Genomic DNA, 14,661 nt, shown 5'->3' with positions numbered 1-14,661 from the left:
CGCTACTGTCCTATTTTGATTTTAATTTACTATAAAATAAATTTTACTTGCTAAGCCAATATGCTAATATTTCTGTCTGTTTCAGGAGATATATGATGATTATTGTGATGGGTAAGAATGCTTCTCAGGAGTCGGTAGAGGGGGTAATCGGGTTTATCCGTAATAAGGGGTTGAAAGAGCATATCTCTCGGGGGGAAGAGCGGACGATTATCGGTGCGGTTGGTGATGAGCGGGTGTTCCGTCCAAATGAATTGGAACGTCTGCCTGATGTGGAACGCGTTGTCCGGGTATTGAACGATTGGAAAATTATCAGCCGAGAGGCGGACGAGGAAGACGGCAGGATTGTTGTACGGGGTGTGGTATTCGGCGGAGTGAAGCGGTTGGATATTACTGCCGATACGGATAGGACGGAAGAGGCGGATGCAGTATTTGTCGATCCGTTTTACCTTCCTGCACGCCCTTATGAAAAAGTGGACGAGCAGCGTGAGAACTTACGGGTTCGGGCGATTGTTCAGGAAATTTCTGATTTGCAGAAAACAGGCAAGCCCGTCATTGTCCGTATCCGTGATGTGCGCCAGATAGATGATGCCTTGTCTGCCGGTACAGATATTTTGTATTTGGGCGGCAGTATGATGACCAATCGGATGCTTTTGGATGAAGTAGGTCGTCTGAATACGCCGGTAGTGCTGTGTAAAGACAAGCATCATCGCGTTGATGATTGGCTGGTGGCGGCAGAACATATCGCTTTGCGCGGCAACAGCCACATTGTGCTCGGTGAAGCCGGGACGCTCAGTTTTGAGCCGGAACATGCATACCGTTTGGATGTCGATGCTATCGTTCGGGTCAGGAAAGTGTGCCGTCTTCCGGTTATCGCCAATATTACCCGTCTGTGGCACAACGATATGCCTCAGGAAATATTGTATCGTTTGGCAGCGGCAGCAGGTGTGAACGGGATTATCAGCGGGTAGGAGATATATCCGGCAGTAGGGAATATGGTGATTGACTTGAAAATAAAAAAACAGAACAGCGAAAACTGTTCTGTTTTTTTATTTTCAGACGACCTCATGGATTTAAACATTGAAGGGGTCGTCTGAAACTGCTTTACCTACTTGTTAAACATTCACGGTCTCGGCTACTTCGTTGTAGCTGTCGATTTCGTTGAAGTTCATGTAGCGGTAGATTTGGTCGCCTTGTTCGTTGATGATGCCGATGTTGGCTTGGTATTCTTCAACGGTCGGGATTTTACCCAGTTTGGAACAAATCGCCGCCAACTCTGCCGAGCCGAGGTAAACGAAGGTGTTTTTACCCAAGCGGTTCGGGAAGTTGCGGGTGGAAGTGGACATGACGGTCGCGCCTTCGTGTACTTGGGCTTGGTTACCCATACACAGCGAACAACCCGGCATTTCCATACGCGCGCCGGCGCGGCCGAGTACGCCGTAGTGGCCTTCGTCAGACAGTTCTTTCGCGTCCATTTTGGTCGGCGGCGCCATCCACAGGCGGACGGGGATGTCGGACTTGCCTTCCAAGAGTTTGGAGGCGGCGCGGAAGTGGCCGATGTTGGTCATGCACGAACCAATGAATACTTCGTCGATTTTGGTGCCGGAACGTTCGGACATGAAGCATACGTCGTCCGGGTCGTTCGGGCAGGCGATAATCGGCTCTTTGATGTCGTCCATGTTGATTTCAATCACGGCGGCGTATTCGGCATCTTTATCCGCTTCGAGCAGCTCCGGATTCGCCAGCCATTTTTCCATGGCTTTGATGCGGCGTTCCAAAGTACGCGGGTCTTGATAGCCGTCGGCAATCATGTTTTTCATCAACACGACGTTGGATTTCATGTACTCAATAATCGGCTCTTTGTTGAGCTTCACGGTACAGCCGGCGGCGGAGCGTTCGGCGGATGCGTCGGTCAATTCAAAGGCTTGCTCCACTTTCAAATCAGGCAGACCTTCGATTTCGAGGATGCGGCCGGAGAAGATGTTTTTCTTACCGGCTTTAGCAACGGTGAGCAAACCTTGTTTAATCGCGTAAAGCGGAATGGCGTTCACCAAATCGCGCAGGGTTACGCCCGGTTGCAGCTTGCCGCTGAAGCGTACCAATACGGACTCAGGCATATCGAGCGGCATCACGCCGGTGGCTGCTGCGAAAGCAACCAAGCCGGAGCCGGCAGGGAAGGAAATACCGATAGGGAAACGGGTGTGGCTGTCGCCGCCGGTACCGACGGTATCAGGCAACAGCAGGCGGTTGAGCCATGAGTGGATCACGCCGTCTCCCGGACGCAGAGATACGCCGCCACGGGTAGAAATAAAGGCTGGCAGTTCTTTATGGGTTTTCACATCGACAGGTTTCGGATAAGCAGCGGTGTGACAGAAAGACTGCATTACCATGTCGGCGGAGAAGCCCAAACAAGCCAAGTCTTTCAACTCGTCGCGGGTCATCGGGCCGGTAGTGTCTTGCGAGCCGACTGTCGTCATACGCGGTTCGCAATAAGTACCCGGGCGCACGCCTTGTCCTTCGGGCAGACCGCAGGCGCGACCGACCATTTTTTGCGCCAACGTGAAACCGGCTTTGCTTTCGGCAGGCGCTTGAGGCAGACGGAATTCGGTGGAAGCAGGCAGTTTCAGGGCTTCGCGCGCTTTGGCGGTCAGACCGCGGCCGATAATCAGGTTGATACGGCCGCCGGCTTGCACTTCGTCCAGCAATACTTGAGATTTCAGGCTGAATTCGGCAACGGTTTCGCCGTTTTTCACGATTTTGCCTTCATAAGGCAGAATATCGACGACATCGCCCATTTTCAGCGCGGAAACATCAACTTCAATCGGCAGCGCGCCGGAGTCTTCTTGGGTATTGAAGAAAATCGGCGCGATTTTTCCGCCCAAGCAGACGCCGCCGAAGCGTTTGTTCGGTACGAACGGAATGTCTTCGCCGGTATGCCAAATAACGGAGTTGGTTGCGGATTTGCGTGAAGAACCGGTACCGACCACGTCGCCGACATAGGCAACGGGGTGACCTTTTGCTTTGAGTTCTTCCAACAATTTAATCGGACCGACTTCGCCCGGTTTGTCAGGCGTGATGCCGTCGCGCGGGTTTTTCAGCATCGCCAGCGCGTGCAGCGGAATATCGGGACGGCTCCATGCGTCGGGCGCGGGAGAGAGGTCGTCCGTATTGGTTTCGCCGTCAACTTTGAAGACGGTAACGGTGATTTTTTCGGGAACTTTGGCGCGTGAGGTGAACCATTCGGCATCCGCCCAAGATTGCAAAACTTCCTGCGCGTATTTGTTGCCTTTCTCGGCTTTTTCCTGAACGTCGTGGAAAGAATCGAACATCAGAAGCGTATGTTTCAAACCCTTGGCGGCAATGGGCGCGAGTTTGTCGTCGTCTAAGAGTTCGATTAAAGCGTGAATGTTGTAACCGCCGAGCATCGTACCTAAAAGTTCAGTCGCATATTCGGGGGAAACCAGCGGGCTGGATGCGCTGCCTTCGGCAACGGCAGCCAGGAATGAGGCTTTGACTTTGGCGGCATCGTCCACACCGGGCGGAACACGGTGGGCAAGCAATTCGACCAAGAACTCGCCTTCGCCTGCGGGCGGGTTTTTCAGCAGCTCGACCAAATCGGCGGTTTGCTGCGCGTTCAAAGGGAGGGGCGGGATACCGAGGGCAGCACGCTCGGCGGCGGCTTTGCGATAGGCTTCTAACATCTCTTTGTTCCTTTTTTCTGTTTTTCTTCTATCCGTTGCAAATGATTTGCAATCAAAGAATTGTAAACAATCCTTTTAGGTATCATAGACCAGTTTGGCAAAAATTGGAATATTTATGTTATCGGATGTAATAGGTGTTTGCTATTGAAACGAATTATCTTGAAAAATACGAAAAGGTCGTCTGAAAACAGGGTTTCAGACGACCTTTTATGTTTTATCGGAATGATCGGTTCGTTCTTTTATCGGGTGTTTGCCTGATATTCGCTTCCGTCTTCGCACAGAAGCTTGGGCTGTTCGCCTTTCTCAATGACGTTTTTACCGATGACAACTTTGGTCACGCCTTTCAAATCAGGCAGTTGATACATGGTATCCAACAGGCAACGTTCAACGATGGAGCGCAGGCCGCGCGCGCCGGTTTTACGTTCCATTGCCTGACGGGCGATGCTGCGCAGGGCTTCTTCTTCAAATTCCAATTCGACATTTTCCATGCCGAACAGGGTTTGATATTGTTTCACCAAGGCATTTTTCGGCTCGGTCAAAATGTTGACCAATGCGTCTTCATCCAATTCCGCCAGCGTGGCGATAACGGGCAGACGGCCGATTAACTCGGGAATCAGACCGAATTTAATCAAGTCTTCAGGCTCAACGATTTCAAACAATCCGGTAATGTCGGCATTTTCGTCCTTGCTGTGAACGGACGCGCCAAAACCGATACCGCCTTTTTCAGTACGCTGACGGATGACTTTTTCCAATCCTGCAAACGCACCGCCACAGATAAACAGGATGTTGGTCGTATCGACGTTGATAAATTCCTGATTCGGATGTTTGCGACCGCCTTGGGGTGGAACGCTGGCAACCGTACCTTCAATCAGTTTCAGCAAGGCTTGTTGCACGCCTTCACCGGATACGTCGCGGGTAATCGACGGGTTGTCGCTTTTACGGGAGATTTTGTCGATTTCGTCGATATAGACGATGCCGCGCTGGGCTTTTTCAACATCAAAATCGCATTTACCTAAAAGCTTGGTAATGATTTGCTCAACGTCTTCACCGACGTAACCCGCCTCGGTCAGCGTGGTCGCGTCCGCCATTACAAAAGGCACGTCCAGTTTGCGCGCCAAAGACTGCGCCAACAGGGTTTTACCCGAACCGGTCGGACCGATAAGCAGGATGTTGGATTTCGACAATTCGACGTTGCCGTTGGCTTTGGGATGGCGCAGGCGTTTGTAATGGTTGTACACCGACACCGCCAAGGCTTTCTTGGCCTGTTCCTGACCGATAACATGATCGTTGAGGTTGGCGACGATTTCGGCAGGCGTGGGCAGCTTGTTGTTCGGATGGGACGCATCCGTTGCAGATTTGTCTGTGGAGAGGTCGTCTGAACTTTGCAGCATCACGCCGCAAGTTTCTACACATTCGTTACAGATAAAAGCGTTTTCGCCTTCAATCAGGTTTTTGACTTCATGCTCGGATTTTCCGCAAAACGAGCAGGAGCGTTTTTCTTCAGTCATAATTTATCTTCTGTTTTCAAGCAATATCGGCAAACCGTCATCCGAATGCTGCGGGAACGGTTTTCGGCAAAGTCGGTAAGTATAATCAGTATCTTAAGGTTTATCAAATACCGTATGGCAAGCTGTTGGGCGTAAGGTTTTCAGACGACCCTCCGACGCATGGCAACACGCCACAATTTCCCATCCTTAAGATTGTTTCCAATTTGGGAAAAAGATGCAAACAAACGCAAAAAAGCCATATTAAACTTTACATTTTGTTGTATTTTAAGCAAAATATCCCCTTTAATAATTCAATTGTCTTAAATTCTACTGGTTGAAGTATGTCGGTTATGAAATTTTATAAAACACTGAGTGCAGCCTGTTTGGGTATGGCTTTGACGGTTGCCGCCGCCCCTGCCGCTGCAGACGATATGGACGTTTTGGGTCAATTTTTGGAACAAAATTTTCCAACCCAAAATGACCCGATGGAAGCTTTCGCATTAAGCCACGCACAAAAAATCGAGGCTCAGGCGATGATGGCGGGGCCGCTTTTGACATCGCAGGCTGCTTTGATTTTCAACAACAAAACAGGTGAAATCCTGTATCAGAAAAACGCAGATCGCGTGATGCCGATTGCGTCCATTTCCAAACTGATGAGCGCAATGGTCGTTTTGGACGCACGGTTGGATATGAACGAGCCCATTACCATTACTGCCGATGAAATCGACCGCTTGAAGGGTACAGGCAGCCGCCTTGCAGTCGGCACAACACTGACGCGCGGCGAATTGCTGCACCTGAGCCTGATGAGCAGCGAAAACCGCGCAACCCACGCGCTGGGCCGCACCTATCCGGGCGGTATGTCGGCGTTTGTTGCTGCCATGAATGCCAAAGCGCAAAGTCTTGGCATGCACAGCAGCCGTTTCTACGAACCTACCGGCCTAAATTTCCAAAACGTATCAACCGCCAACGATTTGAACCGTATGGTCGCCGCGGCAAGCAAATATCCGCTTATCCGCAAAAACTCGACCTCCAACTACGGCTCGGTTTGGACGGCAAACGGCCGCCAAAACTATAAAAACTCCAATGCCCTCGTCCGCGAAGGCAGCTGGAACATCGAGCTTCAGAAAACCGGTTATATCCGCGAAGCAGGACGCTCGATGGTGGTTAAGGCAAACGTCCAAAACCAACCGATTACCATCGTATTGCTGAACTCGCCAACCTCGACAACCCGCGTAAACGACGCGCGTAAGATCGAATCGTGGATGTTGCAGCGCCGCTCTTGAAATATTTGTTATGCCGTCTGAAAATCAGGCGGCATTTTATTTTACGGTCAGTGGGTGAAAACGGAAGGCGTTTTGTACGGTTTTGGTTTCAATCTTTTATCGGGCATCAAGGAATTTTTGAAATGAACAAAATCAATAAAAAGTACGGATTATGGCTCGGGGTTGCGGCGTTGGCGGGCTGTACTTCCGTCGCCGATATGGTCGGATATGATACGGCTGCTTTGAATGAGGGAGCCGAGCGAAACTATACGCAGGTTGTACAAAAAGCGCGCAGCCAGAATGCGCTGGATGTCAGCTCTCCGACGGCGCAGCGTGTTCATCGGGTGTTTTCCCGAATGGTTCCGTATGCCAACCGCGCCAACCGTACCGGCATACCTTTTAATTGGCAGATGAATGTTATCCGCAGCAACGAGTTGAATGCTTGGGCGATGCCGGGCGGAAAAATGGCGGTATATACCGGCATAGTAGAACGTTTGCAACTGACGGATGATGAAATCGCCGTAGTCATCGGGCATGAAATGACGCATGCGCTGCTCGAACACAGCAAAAAAGCCATCGGAGGTCAGGTATTGACCGGCTTGGGCGGTTCTATTTTGGCAGGTGCCGTCGGTTTGGACGGAAATTTGGTCGGCGTCGGAACAGATTTATTGGCAACCAAACCTTTTTCGCGTCATCAGGAAAGCGAGGCAGATGCGGGAGGCGTCCGCCTGATGGCTCAGGCAGGTTACAATCCGCAGGCGGCAATCAGCGTATGGGAAAAAATGAATAGGGCGCAAGGCGGCAGTCAGGTTGCCATCTTGTCAACCCATCCCGCCAACAATACCCGTATCGAAGCAATACGAAGGATGTTGCCGGAAGTTATGCCCGTTTATCACCAAAACAAACGCTGATATTTTGTGTTGATGGATATTTTCAAACTGTTTTAGAGGTCGTCTGAAAACCGAGTATCCAATTAATAGAGATATTTGGATAGTAAAAGGAAAACATGTGATTAAGCCGATTATTTTAAGCCTCGCGGCTGCAACTACTTTGGCAGCTTGCAATGCTCTTGAGAAAGAAAGTGTACCGATGACTGGTATGCCCAATCCGGCTTCAGAATTTTGCGTGAAGCAGGGCGGTAAGTTGGAAATCAAAAAAGACAAGGATGGCGGAGAGTATGGAATGTGCCATCTGCCTGACGGTACCGTTGTGGAAGAGTGGGCGTATTTCCGTCAACACAACAAATAAGCAGCAAGAGTTAAAAAGGTCGTCTGAAACATATGTTCAGACGACCTTTTTATATGCGGAGATCTTTGCAATAAGATGAGTTGAGACCTTTGAGAATATATTGAAAAAGCCGGCAAACATTATGTTTGTCGGCTTTTTAGTCAGCACAGTATTAAGAATGCTGATGGTTGGATTTAGAACTTATAACTGATGGTAAACAGCAAAGTCCTGCCACGCGCATAGTTATTCAGGACGGAGCGTGTCGTGCCGCCATATTTGCCATTGCATAAACCGTTGGCATCACATTCGACTTCTTCGTCATCTAAACCGCCTTTTCTTTCAAATACGCTGAAATAGCGCTGAGTTGCGGCATCATTTGCAGCATCCAAAGGATCGATATAGCGTTTATTGAACGCATTTTGAATGTCGAAACGAAGGATAAGGTTTTTCTTCGGTTCGTAATTGGCATAGAAATCAAAAATCAGCGGCTGTCTGTTGATGCTTTCTGTTTTTTTGATCGCCCTTCTGCCCATTTGGTGTGAAGAGTAGGTGTTGGCACCGGTTGTACCGTCAACAAATTCTTCCTCAGTCGTCGCCCGTGTACTTTTGCCGTAATAGCGCATAATGCCGCCGATGGTCAATTTGTTGCCTAACCAGCGGGAACCCAATTCAAACCGCCCGTAATCTCGGGGCAAGCGGGAAATTTTGCTTAAGCCGTAACCTTGTTTGATCTGGTCTTCTTTAGAAGAGTTACGGGGCGACTCGCTGGCATCGCTATAATTGGTCGGCTGGTTGGTTTTTTGATATGCGTAAGACAGGGTTGAAAAAAAGCGGCCAAAATCATAGTTCATTTCCACTTCCAAACCATTTTTATGGACAGGTTTGGCATAGTTTCGATGCTGGATAGAGTATTGCAGGCCGGTACTGGTTACCCAGCTGGGTGCTTTATCCAAATCCCACCATTTGCCATAAACATTGTGAATATAGTTGTTTATCCTGCTGCGATAGGCGACCAGTTTGAAACCCAATACATCATCCGGCTTGAAAATCCCTTTTTTGAAGGTATTGAAGCCTATTTGGTAAGTATTGGCCTGTTCCGGCTTAAGGGCGGTATTGACGCCCGAGTCGCCGATTTGTGAAAAATACATTTCTTGAATATTTGGCATTCTATGCGTACGCGAATAGCTGATAAACGGCATAAAGTAGTCGTTGACATTGATGTTTAATGCTAACGAATGGTTTACCGCATGCTTTTTACCGGATTTGGTATAAACCGGTTCGTAAAGGTCGCAGCTTGGCGTGCAATGCTGTTTATAAATTTCAGAATCTTCTCCAAATGCTTTTTTAAAATCTTCTTGGGTATTGAAGTAGTCGGTATATTCGCCTTTGTAGCGGTAGTTGACCATATTGGTGCTGTAATTCAATTGATAAATGCCTTTTTTCAAGGAAGTATCAAAATAGAACGTATTGAATTTTTGCTGGCCTGAAGGTTGTAATATGGTTGATTTTTGAGGAAATATTCCTTTGTCGCCTTTGAAGCGGCCTAAAAAGCTGTACAGGCCGGCATCTTGATCGGGGCCGTCGTAAAACAGGCTCAGCTCTTCCGGAAAGCGGTTTTTACTGTATTGGTTTTTAAAGAAATTGAAACCGACGGTGGCTTTTAAATCTGTTTTGTTGGGAAGGTTGAAAGAGAAGCGGTTGTTGATATCCAAAAGATTGGCTGTGTTTTTGGTTTCCAAATAATCCAGCAGCCCCCATCCTGAAAAACGTGAGTTTTTCGGATATTTTTGTTTTCCCAGATTATGGGCGGCCAATACGTTTAAATCGACATAATCTCCAATGTTTAAATTGTAATTGGCTTGGTAGTTGCGATTTTCTACTTTGCGGCTGCCGATACGGTTGTTCATGGTACGAAGCTGAAGATCCAGCTTGTTGTTGTCGTTTTCGTATTCCACTTTGACCAAATGACTGTTTGAGCGTTGTTGCAGGCTGCTAGGGTCGATAGGCGTCAGATCCCATTGCGGTGCCAAATTCTCTTTCCAGCTTCTTTCCAAATCATCAACATAATCTCTTTGCAAAACCTCAGGATCGTTATATTTTTTGGAGAAAGGGTAGTCCCAATAGCTTTTACCGACTGCGTTGCGCTTAGAAAAGTCGCGAACCCAACGATTTTGCCCTTGGTCGAATTTCAATAAGTTGCTTTCAAAATATTCTTGTTTTTTACGGTCCAAATATTCTTCGCCAAAATTGCCGATACGCTGACCGCCGCCGCCTACTTTATAGTTTTGCTCGACATTACGGTGGCTGTAACCATATAACGCGCCGAGGCGCGCACCGCTGTCAAACCATTTTTGTACCGCTCCGGTTGCCATAAAATTGCTTTTTGTGCTGTTTGTGCCGGTCAATCCTTTGGTTAAAAGGCCGAAGGTATGGTTTCCGTGTACCACATCGTCCACCCGTAAAGTACGGAAATTGGCTGTACCGGATAAGGTATTGATGCCGTTGGCACCCGAGAAACTGCCTTTGGTTACATCCACACCGGCAATAAAATTGGGATCCAGTGCCGTACCGAATTGCGAAGAGCTGCCGCTGCGTCCGGCATCGGCAGAAGTGGAATAGAAGGTTTGGGTGACGCCGTCAACCATCGTATTGACGCGTCCCAAACCGCTATCGCCACGAATATTGACCGCCAATACCCCCGATCCCTTGTCTTGTTGGGTGAAGACGCCGGGCATGCTCCGCACGATGGCATCGATGTTTTCGCTGGATTGATAAACGCGTTCACGCGAACTTTTGGCTTGGCCTTCGGTAAAAACTTTTTTCTCTTTGGCAATGTATTTGCCTTTGACTTGAATTTCATCAAGCTCTTGAGTTGAAACCTCGTCTTCTGCGTGTGCGATACTTGTTATAGCCAGTAAAGATAATGTCAGTAGGTTTAATTTGAAATTCGGATTCATAATAGTTACCTCAGAAACGAAGTCCGTTACTTTATAACATATTATTAAACTTTACAAATATTTTGATAATGAATTTCATTAATTAAAAAATAAAGCGGATTTTTGTTTTAGGAGATAACCCAAACGCATATGCTGAATATGGTTGAAAAGATAAAGCAGGTCTGAATTTGAATTCGATTAGCCGGGAAGAGGGAGCATTCAATTGGATTTAAACAGACGGAAGAAGAAAATTTGATTGCAATATGTGAATTGGGCCGTCGGGTTAAAATGAAACCGGCAAAAAACGTGAAATGCAAAATATAAAGTCAATATAGAAAGGTTTGAATTCAGTTGAAGCAAAGACCGATCTTTGCAAAATTCTTCTTTCCCTGACAGCCGAAACCCAAACACGGGTTTTCGGTTGCTGGGGAAAAGGGATTTTTTGCAAAGGTTTCGGTTGTATTTCGGCAACTGTTTTTGAAACATTTGCCCTTTCGAATTTCCAATGGATTCCAGTTTGGTGAATGACGGCGGAAGTGAGGGTTTTAAAAACAGGTTTACCAGGGAGGAGGTCGTCTAAAACGATGAATTCACGTTTTCAGACGACCTCTTCCGATTTGCGGTTTCTATGCCGCATCCGACGATTCTTCCTTTACCGCGTCCAGCAGCGGTATCAGCAGCTCTTCCACCAATCTTTGGAACAACGCTCCTTCTACCGGTTCGGTATCTTCGTTGCCGAACACTAAGGCGACTTCGGTATAGTCTTTTTGCCCTTTGCTGACTTTGTTGCCGTGGTATTCGGTGCGGGCTTTGTTCAGGGCATCTTCCCAGCTCTGTTTTTTGCCGTAGGCTTCGGCGGCGGCGAGGCTGGTTTTGGCGAAGAAAGGCAGCGGGCGCGTTTGTCCGAGGTTGAAGAACGTCAGCCATTTTTGCAGGATTTGTTGCGCGTGGTTGCTGGATATTTCGGGATAAATCGTTGTTTCTTCGGGCTGAACGATATGGGTTTGGCAGGTTTCGGTTGTCTGAGATTCCACCGCGCAAAAAATTAAATGTTCGAGCAGGAGGGCGATGCGTTGCGGGGCGTTGGGTTTGCGGTCGAGGTAGAACACTTGGCCGCATTGGTAAAGGTTGCCGAGGCTGCCTTGCAGGGTTTGCCCGTCGAACGGGATTTCGTAGGCGAAGGGCGGCAGTTTGGGGCTTTGCAGCAATGCGCCGTCTATGCGTTTGGCGGCGGCTTGGAAATTCTGCTGCCACAATTTACCCAATTCACCGGCGGGCAACAGGCTTTCGGCGTCGAGGCGGACGGCGGTTTCTTGAAAATCTTGGTTGTGGCGGCGGGCGTCGAGGTAGGCGGCGGCAATTTTGTCGGCGCGTTGCGGTTCGAAAGGTTCGGCGGATTCCCATGCTTCGTCGCGGTAGGGTTCGCGCCAGCCTAGGGTTTGTTGCAGCCATGTTTTGACGGGATTTTTCCAGAAGCGGATGAAGTCGTCCTGCCAAACGGTCGGTGCGGGGGTGTTTTCTTCGAGGGCTTCGCTGAAAAACGGACGCGCCTGTTCGCGCGGGCGGTTGAGGGCGTCGGCGTAGTCTTGCCGCGTACTGAAAAGGTCGTCTGAAATTTTGTCTGCGATGAAATAGCGGTGTGAGAACGGTTGCAGGGGATGTTGTTCGACCCAGTGTTCCGCCAGCTCTTTGCTGCGCCGTCCGGTCATGGCGGCGATGGTGTCGATGAGTTCGCTGACAAGGGCGGACGGGGCGAGTTCGTCGTCGTTGCGGATGCTGCGGCCGACGTAGGAGAGATAAAGGATGTCGCGCGCGCTGATGATGGCTTCGAGGAAGAGGTAGCGGTCGTCGTCGCGGCGGGCGCGGTCGCCTTTTTGCGGGTGTTTGGCAATCAGGTCGAATACGGCGGCTTTGGTGTTGCGCGGAAAATCGCCGTCGTTCAGACCCAAGAGGCAGATGACTTTAAACGGCAGGCTCCTCATTGGCACCATGCTGCAAAAGGTGATACCGCCGCGCAGGAATCCTGCTTGGCTTTCACTACCCAAAAAGCGGCGGATGTGGCGGATGACCGTATGTTGCGGCAAAGTGCCGCTAAAGCCTGCCAACTCGGTTTCTTCCTGCCATTTTGCCAACTCCTGCTCAAACTGCTGCAAGGCGTATTGGTCGTCGGCATCGGGCAGGAACAACGACTGTACCAAATCGCGGCAGCGTTCCGTCCATTCTTCCGCTGCTGCGGGTTTGCGCCACTCGGCGGCGAGGCGGGACAGCGTGCGGATAAAGGCGGCAAAGCGGCCGAACACATCAAGGCGGTTGACATCGCCGTGCCACGCGCTGACGTTTTGCCAGAGCGGGCTGCCGTCGTCGGGCAGCATCCAGCCCAACACGATGCGTTCCAACGCCTGCTGCCAGGTGAACAGATTGTCCGCCGCGCCGCGCATCATTCCGTCCAAGCCCCAATGCACGTTCAATTCGGCAATGGTGTCGTGCAGCAGCGGCAAATCGTCCGCCGTCAGCCCGAAACGGCGCAGCACCAAACCGCTTTCCAACAGCGGCAGCACTTTATCGACTTCAAACCGGCTTTCCAGCAAATCCAGCGTCTGCTCCAGCGCGTAAAGCAGCGGCTGGCGGCGGCTGAGTTTCACGTCCGACACCGAATACGGCAAAGCCTGCACCCCGCCCTGCGCCTGCCCGAACACCGCTTCGATAAACGGGCTGTACGGCTCGATGTTCGGCGTCAAAACGGCAATATCGTGCGGCTGCCAGTCGGGATGTTCGTGCAGAATCCGCAACAGCTTGTCTTTCAAAATCTGCAATTCGCGCAGGGGGCTGTGTGCCGACACGATACGGACGGAGCCGTCGCCCAGCAAATCCGTGCGGCTGTGTTCAGACGGCATACGCAGGTTTTGAATGTCGTTTTGCAGGCAGTGCAGCAGCGTGTCGTCTGAAACTTCTTCAAACACAGGTTGCTCCTCCAAGCCGATTTCCGTCAGAAAATCAAAAAAATCACGCCCCTGCTTGCCCAGCGACGCCAACAGCGGATGCCCCGTCTGCGACAAATCCGCATCGTCGCCGCCTTTTAAAAGCTGCGCCGCCTCAATCACATTGCCCCAATACTGGCCGCTCGGATTGAGCGCGAACACAAACACATCGCAATGTTCCGAAATTTTCTGCAAAAGCTGCAAATACATCGGCGCCATCGTCGAAATGCCGAACACGAAAAACCGCTCGGGCAGGTGCGCCTTATCCAAAGACGACAGCAGCTTTTCCCACAACGCCACACGGTGCGGCGCGGATTGGTTGCCATCGTCCAAATAGCGCCAAAGCTGCGCCTGCCAGACCTCGTCGTCGCCCAGCCCCAGAAGTTTACCTTCCTGCCAGGCATCAATCCACTGCGGCCGGTACACCAGATACTGGTCGAAAATATCCGCCAACTGCCCCGCCAACTGATAATCCGCCGACTCGCCGCTGCCCAAATAGCTTTGCAAGACAGAGCGGACGTTTTCAAATTCAGAGGCCGTCTGAAAACGCTCGCTGCGGAACAAATCCAGAAGCCGCCAGCGCATTACCTCCGGCGAAAACGGACTGAGCGCGGGAATATCGGGAATCAGCTTCTGCATCAACTGCCACGTCAAACCCGCCGGCAGGCTGAATTGCAAATTCGCCGCCACCCCCAGTTCGCGCGCCAGATACACGCTCAAATAACGCCGCATCCCCTGACTCTGCACCACAATCTGTTCCGCCGCCAAAGCAGACTCAAGCGGCCTGACCCTTTGGATTCCGGCAAACAGGGCGGCTAGCGATTCGAGGCGGTTGGATTGGTAGAGGTAGAACATGGCGGGAGTAGGGCGGTGGATAATAAACGGGATTATATAGTGGATTGCAATAGAAAATACCTGCGCGTGAATATCGGTACAGGTATTTTTATTTGGATCGACAGGATATGGGCTTATCGGCTGATGACGGCTGTTTTACCGGATCTGTTTTAGGGATGAAATAGTAACGGAGAGGGATGGGTTTAAGGTCGTCTGAAAATGTTTCAGACGACCTTAAA

The 14,661-nt window shown here is 50.2% G+C and carries 8 protein-coding genes; 4 read left to right on the top strand and 4 right to left on the bottom strand.

Annotation, left to right across the window (positions count from 1 at the left end; all coding sequences use genetic code 11):
- Positions 1 to 95 precede the first annotated feature (95 nt).
- Entirely contained in the window at positions 96 to 968 is an 873-nt protein-coding gene (locus HMPREF2954_RS00570) for a chorismate mutase (RefSeq protein ID WP_045072329.1), read from the top strand.
- A 144-nt stretch (positions 969 to 1,112) separates the two neighbouring features.
- Here the strand turns inward: HMPREF2954_RS00570 and acnB are convergent, their stop codons facing one another.
- Together acnB and clpX are read right to left on the bottom strand one after the other, a co-directional pair.
- Positions 1,113 to 3,698, bottom strand: a complete 2,586-nt coding sequence (gene acnB, locus HMPREF2954_RS00565) for a bifunctional aconitate hydratase 2/2-methylisocitrate dehydratase (RefSeq protein ID WP_070688958.1) — start codon at positions 3,696 to 3,698, stop codon at positions 1,113 to 1,115.
- A gap of 239 nt (positions 3,699 to 3,937) precedes the next feature.
- Positions 3,938 to 5,206, bottom strand: a complete 1,269-nt coding sequence (clpX, locus tag HMPREF2954_RS00560; protein WP_045072323.1) for an ATP-dependent Clp protease ATP-binding subunit ClpX — start codon at positions 5,204 to 5,206, stop codon at positions 3,938 to 3,940.
- 368 nt (positions 5,207 to 5,574) lie between these two features.
- Between clpX and HMPREF2954_RS00555 the strand changes: the two genes are divergently transcribed.
- From HMPREF2954_RS00555 to HMPREF2954_RS00545, 3 genes are all read left to right on the top strand, one after another.
- The gene (locus HMPREF2954_RS00555; RefSeq protein WP_457818115.1) at positions 5,575 to 6,468 is read left to right on the top strand and encodes a serine hydrolase; all 894 of its coding nucleotides are present in this window, start codon (positions 5,575 to 5,577) and stop codon (positions 6,466 to 6,468) included.
- Positions 6,469 to 6,590: 122 nt separating this feature from the next.
- Positions 6,591 to 7,358 (top strand): M48 family metallopeptidase, encoded by a 768-nt coding sequence (locus HMPREF2954_RS00550; protein WP_045072325.1) that lies wholly within the window; start codon positions 6,591 to 6,593, stop codon positions 7,356 to 7,358.
- A 97-nt stretch (positions 7,359 to 7,455) separates the two neighbouring features.
- Positions 7,456 to 7,695 carry a putative hemolysin gene (locus tag HMPREF2954_RS00545; RefSeq protein WP_045072326.1) on the top strand — a complete coding sequence of 80 codons (240 nt, stop codon included), beginning with the start codon at positions 7,456 to 7,458 and terminating at the stop codon, positions 7,693 to 7,695.
- 173 nt (positions 7,696 to 7,868) lie between these two features.
- On the opposite strand, the gene HMPREF2954_RS00540 is transcribed toward HMPREF2954_RS00545, so the two are convergent.
- Together HMPREF2954_RS00540 and recC are read right to left on the bottom strand one after the other, a co-directional pair.
- On the bottom strand, positions 7,869 to 10,631 hold the full coding sequence (locus tag HMPREF2954_RS00540; RefSeq protein WP_045072327.1) for a TonB-dependent receptor domain-containing protein: 2,763 nt from the start codon (positions 10,629 to 10,631) through the stop codon (positions 7,869 to 7,871).
- Between the two features lie 605 nt (positions 10,632 to 11,236).
- Positions 11,237 to 14,443, bottom strand: a complete 3,207-nt coding sequence (gene recC, locus HMPREF2954_RS00535; protein WP_045072328.1) for an exodeoxyribonuclease V subunit gamma — start codon at positions 14,441 to 14,443, stop codon at positions 11,237 to 11,239.
- Positions 14,444 to 14,661: the final 218 nt, after the last annotated feature.

It is taken from the genome of Neisseria sp. HMSC067H09 (assembly GCF_001814135.1).
Classification (GTDB): Bacteria; Pseudomonadota; Gammaproteobacteria; order Burkholderiales; family Neisseriaceae; genus Neisseria.
Note: the sequence above shows the minus strand (reverse complement) of the source record. Positions and strands in the feature narration are given on the sequence as shown.

What these genes read in the sequence shown, in the direction of transcription:
- HMPREF2954_RS00570 (WP_045072329.1), top strand. Translation starts at nt 96, where the DNA reads ATGATTATTGTGATGGGTAAGAATGCTTCTCAGGAGTCGGTAGAGGGG.
- acnB (WP_070688958.1), bottom strand. Translation starts at nt 3,698, where the DNA reads ATGTTAGAAGCCTATCGCAAAGCCGCCGCCGAGCGTGCTGCCCTCGGT.
- clpX (WP_045072323.1), bottom strand. Translation starts at nt 5,206, where the DNA reads ATGACTGAAGAAAAACGCTCCTGCTCGTTTTGCGGAAAATCCGAGCAT.
- HMPREF2954_RS00555 (WP_457818115.1), top strand. Translation starts at nt 5,575, where the DNA reads ATGGCTTTGACGGTTGCCGCCGCCCCTGCCGCTGCAGACGATATGGAC.
- HMPREF2954_RS00550 (WP_045072325.1), top strand. Translation starts at nt 6,591, where the DNA reads ATGAACAAAATCAATAAAAAGTACGGATTATGGCTCGGGGTTGCGGCG.
- HMPREF2954_RS00540 (WP_045072327.1), bottom strand. Translation starts at nt 10,631, where the DNA reads ATGAATCCGAATTTCAAATTAAACCTACTGACATTATCTTTACTGGCT.
- recC (WP_045072328.1), bottom strand. Translation starts at nt 14,443, where the DNA reads ATGTTCTACCTCTACCAATCCAACCGCCTCGAATCGCTAGCCGCCCTG.